The organism is Microbulbifer maximicatervae (SeqCode), from assembly GCF_052467695.1.
The window spans coordinates 3328856-3349833 of record NZ_CP174320.1; the positions used below are offsets into that span (position 1 = coordinate 3328856).

Genomic DNA, 20978 nt, shown 5'->3' on the forward strand with positions numbered 1-20978 from the left:
GTATTTTTTTGACGCCAAAAAAAAAGGCCGCATGGGAGTACGGCCATCAAGGGACTTATTTGCGAGATAGGAGAGTGTAAAACTCGTTAATTAAAAATCGTATCTGATTGACGCAGAGAAAGTACGTCCCGGCGCCGCATTGACAGAAAGATCGCTACCTTCATCCCAGCCTGCAACATTCAGGTAGGGAACGTAGTATTTATCCATCAGGTTGTTAACCGCCAAGTTCACAGACATGGAGTCCATTACCTGATAACCCAGGGTCCAGTCTACAGTGCCATAACCGGCAGTTTCAGTAGCGCCGTCGTTCACTTTTTCCATACGGTCTGCCCAGCGCACCAGTACTTGGCTGGAGAGTTTGGCTCCGCTGTAGCTTGCACCGACCACGCCAGAAAGTGGGCTGATGCTGGTAAGGTATTCACCGGTGGTGTCGTTTTCGCCGCGCTGGTAGCTGGCATTTGCAAACAACTCGATTGTTGGAGATAGGTACCAGCTGGCGCTCGCCTCTATACCTTTGATGGTGACAGACTCGATGTTCTGGTATTGGTACTGTTCAAATACATGGGAGAAACTGCCGTCATCACCATTTACAAATTCTTGGTGAATTAAAGTGGTTTCCAGGAAATCATCGTATTCGGTATAAAACGCTGCAGTACTGAAAGCTACCGGGCCCAGGTGCCCGCGCAGGCCGAGTTCGAAGGTGTCACTGGTTTCTGGTGACAGATCGTCGGCGGGCAGAACCTCGTAGATGTAACTGGAGGTCGGCTGCAGGTAGTGCTCGATATAGGCTAAATCGTAGGCCGGCACTTTAAAGCCCTGTCCGTATTGGGCAAAGGCGGACAGTTTCGGATTGATTCGGTACAGCGCACCCAGGTTGAAGGAAACATTGCTTTCTTCAATGGTGGCAAATGGAGTGTCATCAGACTTCAATGCGCCGTTCGGGTCCATTTCGTACCAGTCGTAGCGCAGGCCCGGAGTAACGGTCAGCTGGCCATTGGCAAATGACATTTCGTCATTGATAAACAGGCCGGCGCGCGCCACTTCATTTTCTGGGAATTTCTCGGTGGTGGAGTCCAGGGTGGAGCTACCTGCAACTTCACGGTATTGGTGAACGGTACGCTCGCTCTCAGTTTGCTCCAGGTCCAGACCGTAACCCAGGGTGTGGGTCTCATTCAGGGTTTTGCTGGCGTTGGACAGCAGGCCGATAGTGTCCTGGCGGTAGAGGCCGGTTTCCCACATATCGCGGATTTCGATCACACCGAACATGGGGGCGTTGATGTCCAGTTGGCCGTATTGCTCGTCTTCCTGTTCAGACTTGTTGTTGTACAAGCTGATATTTACCTGATCGTAAATCGCAGTTGGGGTCTCGCTGTGGTAGCGGAGTTGGTATGCAGTGGTCTCTTTGTCGGAAACAGATTGTTCAGCGACGATGTTGTAGCCGTAGTCGGCCAGTCCGCGGAAGTAATACAGCAGGCCATCGGCACTGTCACCGACAGTTTCCTGGTTCCAGTGGTCGATGCTGAAGCTGATGAAGTCTTCGCCACCCAGGTTGTATTTACCTTTGTACAGGATGCTCTTCGATTCAATCTCGAAGGGGTCCTGGGTTTCGTCGTAGTTCTGTTGTTCTTCACCATCGCGGAAGGTGGTGTGCAGCAGTTGCTCAAAATTGCCGGTGCGCAGGGCAAGGGTAGGGGAAACATTGTGCTGGCTGGTGATGCCGTTGTAGCCTGTCTTGATAGATCCGCCAAACTGCTCGCCATCTTCCAGGTAGTCGGAAGCATCTTTGGTGGTGAATACTACGATACCGGCAAGGGCGTCTGAACCGTACAGGGAGGAGGCTGCGCCTTTGGCAACTTCAACCTGCTTTAGGGTGTCCACTTCAATAAAGCCGCGACCAATAATGTCGTTTTGGCCATTGGCGCCATAACCCTCGTTCACCCGCATACCGTCTTTGATAATCAGTACACGGTCACCGCCCATGCCGCGCACCAGAATATTCTGCGCGCCGCCAGCCTCACCGGTTACTTCAACACCGGGCTCGTATTGGAACAACTGGTTCATGTCATTGAGCTGAAGCTGCTCAATTTCTTCATTGGTCACCACGGAAACGCTGCCCGCAACGTCTTTCAGGGGTTTTTCTGCGCGCCCGCTGACGACGATCAGCTCGAGTTCATTACTGGACGGAGAGGTCGGGGTCTCTGCGTACAGGTTTGAGGCGGAGGCTAAGCCCAAAATGGCCGCTGCTAGTGGGCGACGTTTCATGGTGAATTCCTTGATGTCGTTGATTCGGTCTGCTCGTAAGGGTCTCTGTGGTGCCCTTTCGCTTGGTCTTGTCGACCAGTTCGGAGCGAGATTATATGGATACTTATAAAAATGTAAAGCTAAATGCGAATCAATATCAATTAGATTAAATTTGACCTTAAAAGTTTCTTTGGGTACTTTCCGCTCAAATTTGTGAACGGCATCAATAGTGGGGCTTGGGAGGCTTGCAGTGAATATTCAATCAATTGAGACCTTAATGGCGGATGTGGCCGACCTGTTTATGGCCCCAGTATTACTGGCGATCCTGGTACTTTTTATCTACTCGCTTTATGCCGCCGGGCGCTTTATTTCACTGTGGATGCTTCGCCGCAAAAATGCCGGAGCCTATCGGTTGGCATTGAAGCAAGGTCGGGTTGAGCGCCTGCCGGGCTACCAAGTACACAACTTTTACGTGAATAACCCTTTGGCATGTGACGACGAACTGGAAGTTTTTGCGTTGAGAAAACTGGAACTTCTTCGCATGGCTACCCGGATCGCGCCCATGTTGGGTTTGATTGCCACCATGATTCCCATGGGGCCGGCACTTCGCGCCCTGGCCGATGGCAATATCCAGGGAATCAGTGAAAACCTGATTATTGCTTTCGCCGCTGTGATCTGGGGCTTGGTAATCTCCACGATTACCTTCTGGCCCGCCTCAGTGAAAAAACGCTGGTTTGCCTCTGAGCTGATCAATATCCGCAAACTGAAGGAGGCCGACTGATGCGCTTCCTCGACGAAGATGAAGAACTGAATCCTATTCTGAGTGCGGTGAACCTGATCGATGTGTTTCTGGTCATTATCGCCGCGCTGCTGATTGCCATTGCGCAAAATCCCTTGAACGTTTTTTCCAATGAAAAGGTCACGGTGATTAAAAATGCCGGCGAACCCAATATGGAAGTGATCGTCAAGGACGGTAAGGAAATCAAACAATACAAATCCACCGGGGAAATTGGCTCAGGGGAGGGCACCCGTGCAGGTGTGGCCTACCAGATGGCCGATGGCAGCCTGGTTTATGTACCGGAAGGGGAAGGTAAAGATGCTCCCGCCGGTGAAAAAGCTTCGGGGGGGAATTAGTGGTGCGTAATAAACTATGGGCACAGTTTGTGTGCCTATTGATGAGCTTGGCTTTTGCAACCTTTGCCCAGGCCAGTGATAAACCCAAAGTACTCTTGATGATGTCGAGCCACACGGCCAAGGCAAAAGGTACATTGCTGGCTGATCTCTCTGCAGACCAACCCTTTGAGCTGGAGATCTTTAACAGCAAAGGTAAGAGTGATGAGGAAATCGACCTGGCTTGGTCTTCCGCTGAACTGATAATGCTGGATGGCATCAACCCGGCGCTTTCTGCTTTTATGTTTGGCAAGTTCCAGCCAATGCTGGCCAAGCATCCGCAAGTTCCGGTGATTTCCCTGGGGGATGCAGATAATAAGTCCATGAACCAGGGGTTGGCAGAGTCCGAGCATCGGGCGATAGCCGCTTATTTTAATAATGCGGGCCGCAAAAACTACCGGCATATGATGCAGTTTTTGTCGGCAGAGGTATTTGACCTTTCCAGTGGCTCAGTACCGGAACCGATAATTGTACCCAAGGTGGGTTTTTATCATCCCCGCCTGGAGCAGCTTGTCACCGATAAAGAGGAATTTTTCTTTGACTGGTTAAAGCCCGCTGAGCAGCAGCCAGTGATTGCCGTGGCCATCCATCGCTCCGTGGTGGATTATGAACAGCAGCAGGTTGTCGATACCCTGTTGGATGGTCTTGAGTCTAAAGGTGCCAAAGCTTTTGCCTTCTTCTTTGAAGGTGAAGACTTGCCGCTTTCCTATCCGGACTTATTGCAAACTGATAGTGGCAATACCCGTGTCGACTTGATGATTAATTACCGCTCCCTGCACTATGTCAGCAAACGTCGCGCTGAATTTGAGAAGTTGGGAGTGCCGGTTATTCATGCACTCAATTACACCGAGGGCAGTGAAGAAGAATATTTTGCTGATAACAGCGGTGTATCTCCATCCCTGACACCATTCTTCCTGGTAATGCCAGAAGATGCTGGCAGCATCGATCCGGTGATTATCGCTGCTAATAAAGACGGCAATAAAGAAGTGATGGATGTACAGATGCAGGCCTTGATTGAGCGCGCCTGGAATCACGCCTCCCTCGCTTATCAAAGCAACACCAATAAAAAGGTGGCAACGTTTATTTGGAACTACCCGCCCGGGGAAAAAAATATCGGTGCGGCTTTCCTGGATGTACCCAGCTCGATTGAGTCGATTGCCCAGGCAATGCGCGAAAGAGGCTATGAGGTACATATCAGGGATTCAAAAACCCTTATCGATTGGGCCGGGCAGTTGTTGCGCCCCTATTATCGTCGCGAAGACAGCGTAGCCTTGATCGATAAAGGGCTGGCTGATTGGATGCCACTGACCACCTATCAAGCCTGGTTTGACCAACTGCCTGCAACTGTACGGGATCCTATTGTAGAGCGTTGGGGCAAGCCGGAAGACAATGCCATGTTGGCCGAACATAACGGCGAGCCTGCATTTGTTATTCCCCGGATGACCCTGGGCAATTTGATTGTGTTGCCGCAAGGCGTTCGCGCGGACAATGCCAAGGATCACTCTTCCCTATACCACGATATGAAAACCCCGGTGAACCACGCCTACCTGGCGGTTTACCTCTATGCGCGGGAAACCTTTGGTGCCGATGCCTACATTCACCTGGGAACCCATGGCTCCCAGGAGTGGCTCAGTGGCAAAGAGCGGGGCCTGTCGGTTTACGATGCACCCAGTTTGGCCCTGGGAAATATCCCGGTGTTCTACCCCTACATTATCGATAACGTGGGAGAGGCCATGCAGGCCAAGCGCCGTGGCCGTGCCACCATGATCAGCCACTTGACCCCAGGCTTCGCGAAAGCGGGCTTGTATGCGGAAGTGGCTGAGTTGTCCGAGTTAATTGGCAATTACCTGGTATTGTCTGAGGGGCAGACCCGGGCCAATACCCAAGAGCGTATTATCAGTCTGGCCGAAGAGCTCAATATGCTCAAGGATCTGGAAATCAGTGCTGAAGCCTTAAGTGCGGATTTTGATGGCCAACTGAGCCGCTTGCAGGATCATTTGGGTCAATTGGCAGAGATGAGCCAGCCGCTGGGCATCCATCGTTTTGGTCAGCTGCCCAAAACCGAACACCTCACCAGCACCATGCTGCAAATGTTGGGTGAAGGGTTTATCACCGCAGCGGATGAATATGAGGCGGAGCACGGGTTGCGTTTGCCGGAAGAGCAAACCCGGGACGAGCGCAATGTTGTGGCTTTGGAAGCGCAGGCGGGGTTCCAGTTGCTGGATACCTTCCTAGAGGGCGGTGAGCTGGAGCAGGTTTCTGAGCCCTTGCGGGCCCAGTTGGATCAGGCCCGGGAATACTCCGATAACTTTGCCAAAATTGCCGAGCTGGAAAACCTGATGTCGGCACTCGATGGTAACTATATTCCTGTAAGCCATGGGGGTGACCCGATTCGCAACCCGCAGGCGGTGCCCACCGGACGTAACCTGATTGGCTTTAACCCGGCTAAGGTGCCGTCGAAGGAAGCCTATGAAGCTGGTGTACAGCTGATGGACCAGACCATTGCTGACTACCATGCAAAGCACGGCCGCTTCCCGGACAAGTTGGCATTCTCCCTGTGGTCCCTTGAAACCATGCGCCACCAGGGAGCCCTGGAAGCCCAGATCCTGCACGCCCTGGGCCTAAAACCCAAGTGGAACCAGCAGGGCAATGTTACCGGTACAGAAGTTATTCCCTATTCAGAATTAAAGCGCCCGCGTATTGATGTCGTAATCTCTGCGACAGGCCTATATCGGGATGCTTTCCCCAACGTGATGCTGTGGTTGGCAGAAGCCATCGATAAAGTGGCGCAGATGAAAGAAGACAATAACTTTGTCTACCGCCACAGCCAGGCATTGCAACAGCAACTGTTGGAAGATGGCAACAGTGAAGAGGATGCTCGCTATTTGTCATCAGTGCGTATCTTCTCCAATGAAAGCGGCAACTATGGTACGGGCCTTGCCGCTGCCAGCCTGGCCTCTGACAGTTGGGAGGGGGATGACAAGCTCGCTGACCTCTATATGCGCCGCATGGGCTTTGCTTATGGCAAAGATGAATCCCGCTGGAGCGAGGATCAGCGCAGTGTTGAGCTGTACGGCAAGGTGCTGTCTGGCACTGATGGGGTGATTTTCTCCCGCTCCACCAACCTCTACGCCATGATGACCAATGACGATCCCTTCCAATACTTTGGCGGTATCGGTCTGGCGGTTCGCAATCTGGATGGCGCAACGCCGGAAATGTATGTTTCCAATTTGCGTCGCAAAGATAACGTAAAAGCGCAAACCCTTGCGGAGTTCGTTAACCAGGAAATGCGCAGCCGTTACTTCCACCCCCGCTGGATTGAGGCGATGCAGGACTCTGGCTACGCCGGCGCTACCGCTATCCTGGATCGTGTCAACAATATGTGGGGCTGGGAAGTAATGACCCCGGAAACCATTCGCGACGACCAGTGGCAGGAAATGTTTGAAGTCTACGTGGATGACAAATATGAAATGGACATGCGCGAATTCTTCGAAGAGCACAATGCCGAGGCCCTGGCCCAGATGTTGGAGCGAATGCTGGAAGCGGTGCGCAAGGGATATTGGGATGCGAAGCCTGAAACCCTGGAGAAAATGGTAGAGACCTACACCGAGCTGGCAAATCAGTTTGATGTGGCTACCGACAATGACAAGTTCAAGGAATTCGTCAATCAGCAGGCACTAGGGTTCGGCCTTGCGGCCCTGGCCAATGCCCAGGTATTGGATAACCCTCAGGTTAGCAGCGCCAATGCTGCGCAACAGGTCAGTGGCCAGAAGCTGGAGCAGGTTGCAGAGCCGACTCCCAGTGATAAGCCGGAAAAGCTGATATGGCTACTGTTGATGGCTATAGTGTTGGCTGGCTTTGTCAGCGGTTTCTTTGATCATAAGTGGGTGCGAACCAAGCCCGCTTAATGCCCTTCTTTAACGGCACCCGATCTGCTTAAGGCCGGGTGCCGTTAACCCCCCTCTGTTTTACCCCTTTCGTGTAAATAATCTTAAAGCTGCCTCGGCTACTGGGTTAAGAATTGTTGACCCCGGCAACTATTACTCTCTTACTGTGTTAGCTTTCTATATAGAAGGTGAAAAGTGTATTTTGATTACTTTGTAAATCATTAAGCTTGCAGCTTGTCAGATTAATAGGGCTACAGCTTGGTGAGCTTCTGACTAAAGCTGTCTCTTGAAAGGAGGTTGGAACGATGGGAAAACGATATCAGGCGGCCTTCCTGGGCCTTATATCGATTACGGCAAATGCCTGGTCTCTGGAAAACCCTTACTCGAGCAATGGGGCGGTGGCTGGTGGTTCTGCCAAAGTAGAAACGGAGAACCTATTTTCCTGTGCTTCCGGTCGCTCCCGGTTGTCGCCAATGGGGGTGAAGCAGGTAGAGGGCAAAGCCTTTACCGTTCCGGCTGAAGTGAATTACAGCAAGCGGTACTTTGCTGCGGATCTCTATAACCAGTGCTCTGGGGTCACTCCATCCTCATTGGATGATATTGATCTTACAAAGGTACCGGTGGTCGATATCGACAAAGAAGGTGAGGTGGTTACCGGTTATATCTTTGCCGACAATTATTTTGAGCTATATATCAATGGCAAGTTAGTTGCTGTTGATCCGGTTCCATTTACGCCGTTTAACTCCAGTGTGGTTAAGTTCAGGGTGAAGAGACCCTACGATATCGCTGTAAAAGCGGTTGACTGGGAGGAGAACTTAGGGGAAGGCACAGAGAGTAACAGAGGTGTCCGCACCCATGCCGGTGACGGTGGCTTTATTGCAAGCTTTTCAGATGGTACCAAGACGAATTCAAAGTGGCATGCACAAACTTTTTATACAGCACCTATTTATGATTTGGGGTGCTTGAAAGAGCGGGGAGAAGAGCGAACCTCCTCGGACTGTGCTGAGAGGCCCCCAAAACCAGGTGCACAAGTCTATTCTCTGCACTGGGATATTCCGAAAAATTGGAAAGTCGACGATCGCTATCTTTCTTGGCCTTATGCGACAGAGTACTCGGAGCAGCAGATAGGTGTGGACAATAAAAACGCGTATATGAATTTTCGGGAACAGTTTTATGGCAGTGGAGCTAAATTTATCTGGTCAAAAAACATAGTCCTGGATAATTTGGTGTTGTTGCGCTATCGAGCTGAGTAACAGTGTCGTCATTGGCCAATTAATTGCTGTGCGTTGAAGTCACTGCGCACAGCTTTATCTCTACCCAGCCAAGAATAAATAGATTGTCTGAATTGCCTGCCTAGTTACGATTTTCCAGTTTGTCCTTATATTCACTTTTTCTCACAGAAAATTCCATTCCAAAATGGAATAGAAATTTGAGCTTCAACTTTTTTCTTCTATTGCCTTTCGTACACTGAAATTATTAATTCTGCTTAAAAATCTACCAAACTTGTTTCTTGTGAAACTTATTTTTTGGTTTTTTGTAGGTGACTCCTGATCGTATTTGGGGGAATCTCGCCACTGGTATTTGGCTTGAACTAATTTGGTGTAAAAAGGGTTTTCGTGAAATATGTCTGCTTTAATTCCGACGTTCCCCACAGTTTTGAAAAATAATTTAGATTCTGTTCAATTTTTATGAAAATTATGTGAAAAATTTCCCAAAAAAAAGCTGCGTGATAATTAGGATCGATCGTCTCAACTAAATATCGAATGTTAAGAATCGTAAAGATGCCAACATGAGGTAGGGCTGGTTAAGCTGTCGATAGGACGTGCTTTGCCGTTGCACGTAGCATTATTTTGAGAGAAAAGCTTGTGAGAAAAATAATTCCTCTCGTCGCCATTGCAGTGGCAGCAGGGTATTTCGTTTGGGCCAAAAGCCAATCTGAAGGTCAAAAACCAGTCGCTGAGCTAGAAAAGCCCAAGCCAGCTATCAGTAAATCTGCTCAAAAAGCAGAGCCGCTTAAACCTGAGGAGGTTCAGGTGGGTGAAGAGGAGCTCCTCGAAAGTGATGAAGAAAAAGCACTTTGGGTTGAGTCAGAGCTGGCCAGGGAAGCTCTTCATGAAAATGGTCGCCTACCCGTAGATCTCAATGGTGAAACCTATCTCGAGCTGGATATTGATATGCTCCGGAATCTCACTGTTGGTGATTACGTCGACATTGACTTGCCAGGTATTGAAGGTGATTACGATGCTCAGGTTGGCAGTATCGAAGAGCATGCCAGCGGCAACAAAAGCCTACAATTAAATTTTCCGGGGATGACTCGCCTGCATGGCGCAACTTTTACGCTCGGAGCAAATTCTGTTTATGCACAACTAAACTTACCTTCCGGATCATATACTATGGAAGCTCAGGGTAGTTATGCGTGGATAGCGCCTAATGGTGCATTAATTAAAAACCACGTAGAGAAACACGATAAGGATATGTCCTCGGAAGCACCTCGTGAAAAGACCTGGTCGGATGACGATGTTCCGCTAAACGACTTCAAATAAGAAGAAATTGATTCAAGGTAATTATGCTTTGAGTTAATAGTCAGGCAAAGGAAGGCCCAAGAAAATCCTGCAGATACCGGGGGCTCGTCTCCTCAGGCGGTTAAAAGGCTAGGGATAGCTTTTTGATCGAGTCAGGGTATTAAAAGCGTATTGTTACTCCTTTGGGCAGCAATTTTATTTAATTGCTGGGGGAGGAGTGTGCACTACTTATTATAATAAAAGGAGTCTTATAATGAACCTGAAGAAAAGCCTGGCTGCTGCTATTGCAGCACTGACCGTTTCTGGCGCTGCGAGTGCCGATACTGTCGATATCGCTATTATGTACACTGCACCAGCTGCGGAGTATACCGGTGATATCTCAGCCAAAATCGATAACTATATCAGCTATGCCAACAATTCCTTTTCAAGGAATGGTGTTGATATCCAGTTGAACCTGGTAGACACCTGGCAAGCTTCCAGTTCAGATTTTCGTGTAAACGAAGAGACCCTGGACCTGATTACCTTCCACAACACTGTGAATAACTGGCGATCCTCTGAAAAGGCGGATATGGTGGTTTTCCTGGGTAAAGCTGAAGAAACCGTAATCGACGGCAATACTTACATTACCTGTGGTATTGCCTGGGTTGGACAGGGTAGCAATGGCACCATGTACTCCAGCGCAAAAGAGCGTGCTTACAGCGTAACTGGCGTTGACTGTGGTTATAACACCTTCGTTCACGAGCTGGGCCACAATATGGGTCTGCTTCACTCAACCAAGCAGGGTGATACCTCTGGTGGCGTTTACTCTTACGGTATGGGTCACGGTGTAGATAATAAGTTCTCTACCATCATGGCTTACCCTTGGAAATACGGCGAAAACGTTACCCAGTACGATTGGTTCTCTGATCCTGACTGGTACGAGTGTGGTGGCTTGGCCTGTGGTGAGCGCTCAAACGGCGTAGACGTTTCTAACGCTTACCGTGCTCTCGGTCCTATCACTGATGATATCTCTGGTTACTACTAATCGGCACTAACCTGCTGAATGTAATATAGAGATTACTGGCTTATAGCCAAGGGAAATCGGGAGGTGCTCTCCCGATTTCCCATCTGGAAGGAACGGTTAATTATTTAACCAAAAAATCGAATACTAAGTGGGTAGCGCCAAAATTGGCCTTCATTGGCCCGGATTGCGCCAATCACAATAAATATTACATTGATTATTGCTAGTGCAATCAGCCCAAAAATACCGATAATAAAAAATATCAGTATGGCGGAAATAATAGAATAGATAAGCAAGCTTAACATCCAGTTGAATATCATCTTGCCGTGTTTGTCAATTTCTGGAGAGCGGTCCCTTGTTGTTGCCCACATGACAATAGGTAAAACAAAGCCTGCGCCAGGTATAACGACCCAAGCCAATTGGCTTAGATGTAGCAACATTAGGAAGGTATTTTGTTCAATATCCCAGGGGCGATAATCTTCCATTTAGTGACTTCCCTTTCCTTTCGATCCAATATTCTGTGTAAACTGATTTATCTAGCTGGCTCGCCCGGTTGATAGATAAAAACCCCAGTCATCCCGCCCTTGGGCAATAGCAGCTCGAGCAGCTTTATCTGCATCATAACTTACTTTAATAAACTCTGTATTCCAGGCTCCATCTTTGTTTTTTTCAACCAAAGCGTAACTTGCATGGGGGCTAAAGGTTTCCATTATATGGGGTTGCGGTTCACTGTCAGTGTAAGCCGGTAGCCCAACGCTGCCTGGATTTACGACCAGCTGGCCACTACCGACAGAGACACAGCGGGGTTGATGTGTATGCCCACATAGAATGACTTTTGAGGAAACCTTTCCAAGGAGGTTGAGGATTTCATGGTTGGAACGTATCTGGGGGCGGCCGCTGCTGGTATCTTCCAGCAGATATATGAGGTCACTACTGGGTGTTCCATGGCAAAGAAAGACTTCATCGGTGATTTGTAAGCTGGGTGGTAACTGCTTCATCCATAATAGTGGTTTAACACCAAGGTCTTTCAGAATAAATTGCAGGGTTGGGTTGCTTTCTATTTCGGTAGATGTGGCTTCATATATTTGCCGGTCCTGATTACCGCGAATTGTCGTGTAACCTTGCTCCATTAAGCGTTCATAGGTGAGTCGTGGCGCAATAGGACCATATAAAATATCACCCAGGTTCACCGTTAGATCGGCGCCTCTCTTTTTTAGATCAGTAACAATGGCATCGAGGGCATAAACATTGCTATGGATGTCAGACAGGACCGCTATTCGCATTGAGCTCTCCGCTGGACTGCTGAAAGTACTTTGACTGCCGCTATATTTTCACAGAAAGCTTCCTGTCGTCCATAAAACTATAAAAATCAGCGGTCAAAAGCCAGGCGAGAGGCCAAGCCGAGGAAAATAACTCCAAGAAAGCCATCCAGGTGCCGCTGAATATTGGCCTGTCTAGCAAGAGATTTTCCCAGCTTGCTAAACGATAGGGATACCAGGGTGTTAAAAGCCAGCGCTGTAATGCTTAAGAGTACGCCCAATACAAGGATTTGGGTCGTGATTGCCTGGGATGACACAGTAAATTGAGGCAGGAAAAGGCTAAAGAAAAGTAGGGCTTTGGGGTTCATTAGGTTGTTGAGCAAGCCTCGGGCCATCAGCTGTGCTGCCGACAGTGCCACGGTATCTGGTTGGTTATTTTGTGCCACTTTATTTGAACGCCAATTGCGAAGGAGTGACAATCCAAGCCAAGCTAAATATACGGCTCCCACCAGTTTTACTACCATTGCCACCAGAGGCATCGTCTGCATGATATGTCCGAGTCCGAGAGCAACTAGCGCCGTTTGCACTATCCCAGCAGTAAAAATGCCCAGCGAGATCATTACTCCAGCAGTAAATCCGCGAGCCGAAGAGTAAGCAGATATTAACAGTAAGTCAGGACCAGGGGAGGCCGCTAGAACAATCGCTGCGATCAAGAAGGCGGGTAAAATACTGAGGTCGATCATATGAGGGGTGCCTTGAAATTGCGATTTTATCACAGCAGGTGTGTTTACTTCTATGATGGCCGTGCCTTGCTTTTTCCCGGGCTTCTACAATAGACGTGAGTTCAACGACAGGGTGCAACACTACCAGTGAGCCATATAGGCCGGGTGTTAGTGGTTGGTGCGGGCCCAACAGGGTTGGCGGCAGCTTGTGCTTTGTCTTTCTATGGAATCAAATGCCGAATAGTTGAACGCCGTACCAAGCCCAGTGAACTCTCTCGGGCAGTCGGTATTTTTCCCTGCACCATCAGGCGCCTTCTTAAGGTGGGCGTTTCAGATAACTTGGTCTCTGAGGCGATGCGACTCTGCAAAGTTCAATATCTTCAAGCGGGTAGGCCGCTGTTATTTTTGGATAACCGGGGCGATGCGTATAAAGAGTATGTGGGCTTTGGGCTGCCGCAAAATCGCACCGAGGAAATTTTGCGAGATGCTTTATTTGAGCAAGGCGTTTCAGTTGAATATGGCGTGGCTGCTACTGAAGTGGATTCTAGTGATCACAGGGTGGTAGTTACCCTGTCTGACGGCAGTGTCGAATGCTTTGACTGGTTAATTGCTGCTGACGGAGTTCATTCAACAATTCGTGAAAAGCTGGGCATTCCCTTTCCGGGTATAGATTTGCCACAACCCTGGGGGGTTGCTGATGTGGACACAGAGGAGAAGTGTGACCCTGACTTGATTAGTGTAGATATTCAGAAGCCCGGCAATCAATTTACGATTGTTTTGCCCATGGGGAAGCAGCGATTAAGAGTAGTTGCTACCCAGCCAGATGCATTAGCAGCCTTACATCAACCGTTAAACATCAGTAATATCCGCCGCTCCGGTAGTTTTCAAATTTCCATTCGCCAGGCGAAAAGTTATCGCTCCCAGCGCGTACTTTTAGTGGGAGATGCCGCTCACTGCCATTCTCCGGTAGGTGGTAAAGGTATGAACCTGGGTATTGCCGATGCGATAGCTGCGGTTGATGCCATTATAAACGGCACAGTAGATAGTTATTCTGATGAGAGGCATAAAATAGGCGCGGCGACTATCCGGAAGACAGAAATTATTAGACGAATTATTAGTTCAAATGCCTGGGTGAATATAGAGTTGGTTCGTATTCTGGCAAAGCTTATTGTAACTTTCCCTGTAGTGCGACATGCCTATATCCAAAACCTGACAAAGCTCTAAGAGGTTGGTTATTCCTTAAGGATTTTGTTGTAGCCATAGGTATCATTGCCGTAGACCTGGAAAGTGCTGACGTCGGGAATATCATATTCAATTAAACCCTCGTCAGTTGAATACATGTCCTTGCCATAAGGGGCTACTTTTACGTGGTTAGCAGTGCATCTTGCTACAAAGGAAAATCGCCCTTGAGTCTTACTGCTGTTTGGGTATGAGGCATGCATGTTTAATGATGAGAAAATCAAGCACTCTCCAGCCTTCATCTTAATATCCTTTACTTCGAACTGGTCAAAGAAATCTTCTCCAATCAACTTGAGAGCAGTAAATAGGACAAGAGCACTTTTGTTAAACGTCCTTCCATAAAAAGCGACCTTTACTGCGTGGTATAGATAAACTGGCGACAGGGGTAGTAAGGATAAGTAGAATATCTTGTTATTGGGCGTAAAATTATAAAGATAGTCGATCCTGGCGTCGGTAAAGGAGCCTGCCAGTATCCGCAAACATCCATTTTCGGGGGTGGAATCTGTGAGAGCAACCCAAGCATTTAGTTGGATTATTGCTGGAGAAGTTTCTTGAGTAGGTTGTAACTTCGCATATTTCCCGGCCTCTCTAAAAGTTGCATTTTGGTGCCAAGGGGTTTCGTCGGTTCCTGGTAATTTATGAAAGAACTGGCTGCGCCAACACAAAACTTCATGTCCGAGAAGGCTGGCGAGACGTTGGGATATTTGGGGCTTTCGGATCAACTCCCGAAATGGCTTAAGTCGCAGTGCTTGGTACAATCCCGCATAGTCTATTGACCAGCGTCCATGTTTCTTCTCTATTTGGGGAATATGCTGCCCCAAATAACAAGTACCCTGGAAATCACTGTCGTACTCCTCTAGGGCCAGTACCTTCAGTTGTTCGGCCCCCTTTTTGTCAATTGCTTGGAAAGGGGGGAGATATCCATTCTGCTCAAAAAACGAGAGGTCTCCATCGCTGAGAAAAAAGTTGTCATCTCCCCCTGCATTTGACCATTTTCTTGGTAGGTTTATCTTTAAGTCTTTTAGCTGATCAAGTGTTTCTAATAGCTTTTGTTTTTTAGTTTTCTGCCAGGGTAGGATGAATACTCGATAAAGTAATATTGTTGTGACTCCAGCTAATATTTTGAGGTGCTGAATATTTGAGATTGGAAAATTAGCAGTGTCCGCCAGGTTGCTCATTCCTCTGAACATTTTTTTTAGTGTATCGCTCACCGATTTATTCCTGCGATTAAGAGGTTGTCAGGCAAAATTTGGGGTCAATATTGAATCTGTCATGAACCTGTTTTAGGTGTCATTATTCGTTCATTAATACTAGGCAATTACTGAACCGCCTGTTGGCGCAATAGTTTGGAGTGTATCCTAGGTCGAGGAAGACGACATGATCTATGGGAGAAAGGGGGGTATTATTGGCCCAGGTCTTGGTAATCAATTGCTAGGATTATTGATTGCCAAATTTAGGACCTGTTGGGGCATTCTGTGTTACTAGCAGCAGTTTGATGCTGCTGATTCTTTAGCGCAAACACGGTTTTCATTTTTCTGGCAGATACTGGTGTCATCCCCAAGAAAATTCAACTCCAGCCTGCGAGCAGCTTGATAATTTCCTGCCAGCTCATCTGCAATAGAGCGAACCTGCTCATATCCCGTCAGCATTAGGAAAGTAGGTGCCCGACCATAGGATTTAATACCAGCAATATAAAATCCCTTATTATGATGGGATAGTTCTTCAGCGCCATGTGCTTTCATCGAGCTACATGAGTGGTGGTTTGGTTCTATCATTGGAGCAAGGACCTTAGGCGCCTCTACAATATGATCTATATCATGTAACGAATAGCCATAATAGGTTTTGTTAATGTATTTTCATCCGCTTTGAAGTGTGATTTATGGTGCCAAGAGATCCTTTTACGGAATGCTTGTGATGTTGTCATGCGATATTGAATATCAGTGAATCTAAAACGCCCTTGCCACTATGCACGCCACCCTCCATTTCCTGAGAGGATTTACTTCGAACTAAGTAGCCGGCAAAACCTTGTTCTGAAGTAGCTGGTTGACCATTGAAATGAACCGTAAACATACCTATTTCACTGATTAAATCGCCTACTAAATATAATTCAGAGTCTCTGACTACCAGGGCGGGGTTGCTTCTAGGGGGCGGGCTCAAGCGTGGCATTAGTGCCCAGGCAGGGTATTCGTCTACTGAGAGCTGTTTGAGTTTCAGCTTGATATCCTGGCCAAAGACACAGTGCCCGCCGCCTTCTCCCTGATTTTTGAGCACCCACTTAGAGGCGTTCTGCTGACCGAACCATTCTATCGTTTCTGATGAAATTGGTTGCATGTCGCCAAGTAATGACTTGATTAAAACCGCTTCATCCTGGGATACATTGAATCCGGTTAGCATTTCTACTGACATGGACGAAAGGATCATTTGTACACGCTTGCTGGTAGCCAGTTGTTGGCTTACGGTTGCATTAATTGCGATCCGATGGCTCTCAAGCAAAATTCGCGATTGCATCAGTGTTTCACAGCAGCGCTCGCTATCCAGGTCTTTGGCGACATAATCACAGTAGTTGTAGCCGGCTCGTAAATACACGCAATCTACAGGGCCTACTCCTTGCAGCAAGAGCCTATTGTTGGGGCCTGTTACCAGGCCCGCTTTGAGTTCACGAAAGGTCTTTCGTACCGTACGAATGCCTTTTTCAGCTAAGGCATATTCAAGAAGGTGTTGGTCGAAGACATTGTCTTCATGCTCCTGTATCACCATTAGAAATGTTGGGCTGCCACCATCTCCAAACTCGCTTTTGATGGCTCTTGTCGCATCGGCAAGGCCTTGGGAGAGTCGCTCAATTGCTGGGTTCTCTATAGGTTGGCCGTTCGAAGTATTGGACCAATCGGAATAGGTCTCAGGACTTTGCGAGCGGATGAATTGGTGCAACTCGTAAATACGCTGCCCAAAGGGCCCCATTCCTGCTGCGATTCCATTGAACTCAATGAGCTTTGGTCCCTGGCTCTCATCGTCCATAAAGTCACTTCTCATAATCAGGAGGGGGAGGCGGGGCGCATTTTTTATTTGACCATGCATGGCGAGTAAGGCACCGAAAAACGGGTCTCCATGTGCAACAGGCCTGATAGCTTCGTGAAGAAATTGGTGATCTTCTGAGACTTGATGGATCAGCTTTCCCAATAGGGGTACTGCTTTCTTTAACGTCTCAAACCGTTCCAGGGCGATAGTACTTGGGGTAAGGCTAAAAGGAACATGGCTCGCTGAGCCACGACTAGATTTGAAAGCCAGGCCATGGGCAAGCCCCCACTCTACCGCTTCATTGGCTGCCTGAATGGCGTTTGGATGGCTCTTTTTCATGGTTTCCACTGGCCTTTGTATGCTGGGGGGGCACAACTTAGATTATATGATATTTCTAGAATAATGGAAATATAAGTGTTAAGTAAAGGTGTGTGTTCGAGTTATTTCCGAGGTATCCAAGAAAGGTATCAAGGGAAGGGAGCCAACTAAAGCTGGCTATTTCTGTAAATGGTCATTCTAGCGGTGCTTGAAGCAGAATTTAGGGCCTAAATGTATCCATCGGGGTGAAGAGAAGAAAGTTCGGACGCTCCATCGATAGGGGGCGCCCGAAGCAAGAGCGACATTGTTCAGTGCTGATCCGGTACCGCACACTTGATATCAGGACACTTTATCGGTGTATTGAAATCATCGTGGCAGCATTCATCTTGTAAAAACTGAATAACCTCAGTCAAGTGCTGATATTCGGCTACGCAGTAGAGGGTGCGGCTCTCGCGTCGCTGGAAAATTAATCCTGCCGAAATCAGACTGGAAATATGGTGGGAGAGGGTTGATCCGGGGATATCTAATTGCTCCTGGATGTTGCCTACAGGAATACCCGGTAGTCCGGCTTTGACTACTTTTTTGTAGATCAACAAGCGGGTTGGGTGTCCCAGCTCTTTGAGCGATTTGGCTACTTCTTCGATTTCCATCATGATTTGGTCATAAGTTCTATATTTGTCGAAATATATACAGTTCAGTGCTAAAGATAAAGTGTCGTGTGGACGACTGCTCAAGCTAGTGCTGCTACTAATTGTTTAGGGTATTGAGAGGAAGCTGCATTACTTATATTTCTTTAAACTATATTACCAAACTTACCGAAATAACGCTTTTACTGCTAATTGCCCACACCAGGAGGGGGGTAATATCTATTCTGAAGTAGACGCATCATCATCCCGGATTTCATTGTAGCCATAAGAATCTTTACCAAACACCTGAAAATTGCAATGTGAATTCCAGCAGGCCCTCAATGGTTGAAATGTTGTCTTTGCCATAAGGAGCAACTTTTACGTGATTAGCTGTATACCTCATGGCAAACGAAAATCGAGATTTATCTTTTGATGTGTTTGCAAAGGATGTGTGCATAATTAGGGGTGAGAAAATAAGGCATTCGCCGGCTTTCACTTCCAGGTCTTTTACTTCCAGGTCGCCAAAGAGATCTTCTTCAATAATTTCCCTTGTACTGAGCAAAAGGAATAGCTTGGCAAGTCTGTATAAGGAGCGGGGTGATGCAGGGACTAGTGATAAGTATATTAATTTGTTGTCTTGTATATAATTATAGAGGTAGCTAGTTCTTGTATCGGTGTGTGACTTTGGAAGCATGCTAAGCCAACTGGTATCTTTCGTACTTTCGGTGAGCACAACCCAAACGATGTGTTGAATTAGGGTGGGAGAAGTTTATATGGTCGGTCGTAATTTTGTATATTTACCGACCTCTCGAAAGGTTGCATTCTGATACCAAGACATCCCCTCAATGTCGGGGCTTTTATCAAAAAATTGACTGCGCCAGCATATAACTTCATATCCTAGTAGAGTTGCCAATCGCTCTGAAATTTTTGGGGGTCGTAGGAGGTTCCTAAAGGGTTTTATCCGCAATGCCTGGTATAATTCAGCGTATCCAATTGTCCAGCGTTCCTCTCTTTTACCAATCGCCTTCACCTTGTCGCCAAGGTGCCTCACTACAATTGGAAATTGTTTTTAAAATCATCCAGTGCTATTCCCTTAAGCTTTTCGCCAGTTCAGAAGAGATACACGGAAGGTAGGAAGGAGTTCATTTTTTTAAAGAGTGGCCCGATCATCTTCGTTTAATTTTCAAATAATGGTGGTAGTTGTGCGCCAGATAGATGCTGAGCTTTCCAAGCCGATCTAGATTAGAAAATAATTTTTATTTTTTGCTCTTCTGTCATGGGGGTATTATGAATTTGTATGCAATTATTGTCATAACTAAGTCTGCGGCCTTTAGGTGCTTTCCTAAGGGTAGGGAGGTTACCTAAGTTTTTTTTCGTCACCACCAGAGAGTATATTGATCATGACGGATTGTGGATTACTCTTCTGTTTTGTCCTCATCGTCTAATATTCCATTGTAGCCATAGGTGTCTTTGCCATAAATCTGAAAGCTGATAACCTTTGGGAGTGTATATTCTATTAGTCCGCCTAAAGTTGAGTAATTATCCTTTCCGTAAGGGGCAACCTTTACGTGATTGGCTGTGCAGCGACCTACAAATGAAAATCGAGTTTTGTCTTTTGATGTGTTTGGGTAGGAGGCGTGGATGTTCAGGGATGAGAATATTAGGCACTCTCCGGCTTTCATTTCTAGATCTTTGATGTCAAAGCCGTCAAAAATATGATCACCTAGCAATTTTGCGGCACTAAAAAATACTACTGCACCTTTGTGAAAAATCCTTCCATACATAAAAGATTTGCATAAATGGTATAGGTACAGTGGGGAAGCTGGTAGAAGCGATAAGTAAAACATCCTGTTGTCTTGTAGAAATTCGTAAAGGTAATTTACTCTCGCGTCAGCATAAGATCCGGGTAGAATTCTAAGGCACCCGGTTTCTTTTGTGGTGTCAGTTAAGGCAACCCACGCATTTACTTGAATGAGCGCAGGTGGTGTTTCTCTTGTGGGCTGGAGCTTTGCATATTTCCCCATTTCCCTGAAAGTTGCATTTTGGTGCCAGGGTGTCCCATCGGAGCCTGGTTTTTTTTCAAAAAACTGATTGCGCCAGCAAATAACCTCATCACCTAAAATGCTTGCAATCTTTTCCGAAATTTCAGGCTTTCTCATTAAGTCCCTGAAAGGCTTTAACTCTAGCGCTTGATATAGACTGGCATATTCGATATTCCAGCGGCCCTCTTTCTTAGCAATTTCTTTAATTTTATCTCTCATATAGGAAACGCCGTTAAAGTCATTGTCATACTCCTCCTGTACTAGAGTCATTAAGCCCTGTGCTTCTTCCGCGGATAGAACTCTATAGGGAGGCAGATAACCATTTTCTTCAAAGAAGTGGCGATCTTTGTCACTTAAAAAACAACTTCCTGTGGCGGCACTTTGGGGAGGATTGGGTAATTTTGCTGTCAGGTTTTTAAGCTTGTCGAGTTCGGAAAACAAATGATGACGCCTATTCCTTTGCCAGGGGAGAATAAACACCTTATAAGCTGTTATTAAGATTACAGTCCCAATAACTTTACACTTTTGGCTAAATGAAATATCGAAGTCAGCCAGACTACGTTCATTGTCTGCGCCTGAAAACATTTTAGAGAGCGTACTGCCACCTTGATTTTTCATGTCATGCATAAGTTACTTCGGGGTAAAGTTAGCTTTTATTAAGACTAGCTTCAGCTCGCACAAAGGTGTTCTGAACAGTACCCATGGCAATACTTCACGGCATGTGACGGGAATTTTTTCGGGGTGGCTAATGAAGGAAGTAGAGCGGTGCCAGGCCAGAATATAACCTGGAGTATCGAGCTTTATTGAACTGACGCCCATTGGCTGCAGGGGTCGGTTGGAGAGTACCTTTGAGGGGAGCCTGGCATGTTTCTCGAATTTCTCAGCTCTATGGGCACCCCTATCCCTTTTAAGTGCCTTAGGCCGATACAGTTCGACA

17 protein-coding genes are annotated in these 20978 nt (G+C 47.3%); 7 read left to right on the forward strand and 10 right to left on the reverse strand.

The genetic code is table 11. From position 1 onward, the window contains the following. Positions 1-90 precede the first annotated feature (90 nt). Complete coding sequence (locus ACJJI8_RS14765; RefSeq protein WP_444927446.1) at positions 91-2262, reverse strand: TonB-dependent hemoglobin/transferrin/lactoferrin family receptor; 2172 nt, start codon at positions 2260-2262, stop codon at positions 91-93. Between the two features lie 229 nt (positions 2263-2491). Between ACJJI8_RS14765 and ACJJI8_RS14770 the strand changes: the two genes are divergently transcribed. The 6 genes from ACJJI8_RS14770 (at position 2492) to ACJJI8_RS14795 (ending at position 10844) form a co-directional block, all read left to right on the forward strand. Beyond that, complete coding sequence (locus ACJJI8_RS14770) at positions 2492-3022, forward strand: MotA/TolQ/ExbB proton channel family protein (RefSeq protein ID WP_413665263.1); 531 nt, start codon at positions 2492-2494, stop codon at positions 3020-3022. Beyond that, positions 3022-3375: a DUF2149 domain-containing protein gene (locus ACJJI8_RS14775; RefSeq protein WP_413665264.1), complete on the forward strand. Its 354-nt coding sequence runs from the start codon at positions 3022-3024 to the stop codon at positions 3373-3375. The genes ACJJI8_RS14770 and ACJJI8_RS14775 overlap by 1 nt, the downstream gene beginning before the upstream one ends. Before the next feature lie 2 nt (positions 3376-3377). Further along, a complete protein-coding gene (gene cobN / locus ACJJI8_RS14780) occupies positions 3378-7319 on the forward strand; it encodes a cobaltochelatase subunit CobN (protein WP_444932804.1) in 3942 nt (1313 codons plus the stop codon). A gap of 284 nt (positions 7320-7603) precedes the next feature. After that, complete coding sequence (locus ACJJI8_RS14785) at positions 7604-8551, forward strand: hypothetical protein (RefSeq protein ID WP_444932805.1); 948 nt, start codon at positions 7604-7606, stop codon at positions 8549-8551. 612 nt (positions 8552-9163) lie between these two features. Then, complete coding sequence (locus tag ACJJI8_RS14790; RefSeq protein ID WP_444905682.1) at positions 9164-9841, forward strand: protease inhibitor BamI-like protein; 678 nt, start codon at positions 9164-9166, stop codon at positions 9839-9841. Positions 9842-10073: 232 nt separating this feature from the next. Beyond that, positions 10074-10844 carry a zinc-dependent metalloprotease family protein gene (locus ACJJI8_RS14795; RefSeq protein ID WP_444932806.1) on the forward strand — a complete coding sequence of 257 codons (771 nt, stop codon included), beginning with the start codon at positions 10074-10076 and terminating at the stop codon, positions 10842-10844. Positions 10845-10948: 104 nt separating this feature from the next. Here the strand turns inward: ACJJI8_RS14795 and ACJJI8_RS14800 are convergent, their stop codons facing one another. The 3 genes from ACJJI8_RS14800 to ACJJI8_RS14810 all read right to left on the reverse strand — a co-directional run bounded on the left by ACJJI8_RS14800 (position 10949) and on the right by ACJJI8_RS14810 (position 12822). Next, positions 10949-11305 carry a DUF4870 domain-containing protein gene (locus ACJJI8_RS14800; protein ID WP_444932807.1) on the reverse strand — a complete coding sequence of 119 codons (357 nt, stop codon included), beginning with the start codon at positions 11303-11305 and terminating at the stop codon, positions 10949-10951. 51 nt (positions 11306-11356) lie between these two features. Next, positions 11357-12103: a metallophosphoesterase family protein gene (locus ACJJI8_RS14805; protein ID WP_444932808.1), complete on the reverse strand. Its 747-nt coding sequence runs from the start codon at positions 12101-12103 to the stop codon at positions 11357-11359. 86 nt (positions 12104-12189) lie between these two features. Further along, the gene (locus tag ACJJI8_RS14810; protein WP_444927450.1) at positions 12190-12822 is read right to left on the reverse strand and encodes a LysE family translocator; all 633 of its coding nucleotides are present in this window, start codon (positions 12820-12822) and stop codon (positions 12190-12192) included. A gap of 126 nt (positions 12823-12948) precedes the next feature. Here ACJJI8_RS14810 and ACJJI8_RS14815 point away from each other — a divergent pair, with 126 nt between their 5' ends. Then, a complete protein-coding gene (locus ACJJI8_RS14815; RefSeq protein WP_444932809.1) occupies positions 12949-14025 on the forward strand; it encodes an FAD-dependent oxidoreductase in 1077 nt (358 codons plus the stop codon). Between the two features lie 8 nt (positions 14026-14033). Here the strand turns inward: ACJJI8_RS14815 and ACJJI8_RS14820 are convergent, their stop codons facing one another. The 6 genes from ACJJI8_RS14820 to ACJJI8_RS14845 form a co-directional block, all read right to left on the reverse strand. Continuing rightward, on the reverse strand, positions 14034-15251 hold the full coding sequence (locus tag ACJJI8_RS14820) for a phytanoyl-CoA dioxygenase family protein (protein ID WP_444905676.1): 1218 nt from the start codon (positions 15249-15251) through the stop codon (positions 14034-14036). A gap of 270 nt (positions 15252-15521) precedes the next feature. Beyond that, the gene (locus ACJJI8_RS14825) at positions 15522-15782 is read right to left on the reverse strand and encodes a hypothetical protein (RefSeq protein ID WP_444905675.1); all 261 of its coding nucleotides are present in this window, start codon (positions 15780-15782) and stop codon (positions 15522-15524) included. Positions 15783-15960: 178 nt separating this feature from the next. After that, the gene (locus ACJJI8_RS14830; protein ID WP_444916169.1) at positions 15961-17394 is read right to left on the reverse strand and encodes a hypothetical protein; all 1434 of its coding nucleotides are present in this window, start codon (positions 17392-17394) and stop codon (positions 15961-15963) included. A gap of 287 nt (positions 17395-17681) precedes the next feature. Then, positions 17682-18026 carry an ArsR/SmtB family transcription factor gene (locus ACJJI8_RS14835; RefSeq protein ID WP_444905674.1) on the reverse strand — a complete coding sequence of 115 codons (345 nt, stop codon included), beginning with the start codon at positions 18024-18026 and terminating at the stop codon, positions 17682-17684. Between the two features lie 268 nt (positions 18027-18294). Next, the gene (locus tag ACJJI8_RS14840) at positions 18295-18753 is read right to left on the reverse strand and encodes a phytanoyl-CoA dioxygenase family protein (RefSeq protein ID WP_444935170.1); all 459 of its coding nucleotides are present in this window, start codon (positions 18751-18753) and stop codon (positions 18295-18297) included. Between the two features lie 661 nt (positions 18754-19414). Continuing rightward, positions 19415-20668: a phytanoyl-CoA dioxygenase family protein gene (locus ACJJI8_RS14845; protein WP_444932810.1), complete on the reverse strand. Its 1254-nt coding sequence runs from the start codon at positions 20666-20668 to the stop codon at positions 19415-19417. Positions 20669-20978 lie beyond the last annotated feature (310 nt).

Excerpts from the sequence above, each read along its gene's own strand:
- ACJJI8_RS14765 (WP_444927446.1), bottom strand. The coding sequence starts at position 2,262 with ATGAAACGTCGCCCACTAGCAGCGGCCATTTTGGGCTTAGCCTCCGCC.
- ACJJI8_RS14775 (WP_413665264.1), top strand. The coding sequence starts at position 3,022 with ATGCGCTTCCTCGACGAAGATGAAGAACTGAATCCTATTCTGAGTGCG.
- ACJJI8_RS14785 (WP_444932805.1), top strand. The coding sequence starts at position 7,604 with ATGGGAAAACGATATCAGGCGGCCTTCCTGGGCCTTATATCGATTACG.
- ACJJI8_RS14795 (WP_444932806.1), top strand. The coding sequence starts at position 10,074 with ATGAACCTGAAGAAAAGCCTGGCTGCTGCTATTGCAGCACTGACCGTT.
- ACJJI8_RS14800 (WP_444932807.1), bottom strand. The coding sequence starts at position 11,305 with ATGGAAGATTATCGCCCCTGGGATATTGAACAAAATACCTTCCTAATG.
- ACJJI8_RS14805 (WP_444932808.1), bottom strand. The coding sequence starts at position 12,103 with ATGCGAATAGCGGTCCTGTCTGACATCCATAGCAATGTTTATGCCCTC.
- ACJJI8_RS14810 (WP_444927450.1), bottom strand. The coding sequence starts at position 12,822 with ATGATCGACCTCAGTATTTTACCCGCCTTCTTGATCGCAGCGATTGTT.
- ACJJI8_RS14825 (WP_444905675.1), bottom strand. The coding sequence starts at position 15,782 with ATGAAAGCACATGGCGCTGAAGAACTATCCCATCATAATAAGGGATTT.
- ACJJI8_RS14830 (WP_444916169.1), bottom strand. The coding sequence starts at position 17,394 with ATGAAAAAGAGCCATCCAAACGCCATTCAGGCAGCCAATGAAGCGGTA.
- ACJJI8_RS14835 (WP_444905674.1), bottom strand. The coding sequence starts at position 18,026 with ATGATGGAAATCGAAGAAGTAGCCAAATCGCTCAAAGAGCTGGGACAC.
- ACJJI8_RS14845 (WP_444932810.1), bottom strand. The coding sequence starts at position 20,668 with ATGCATGACATGAAAAATCAAGGTGGCAGTACGCTCTCTAAAATGTTT.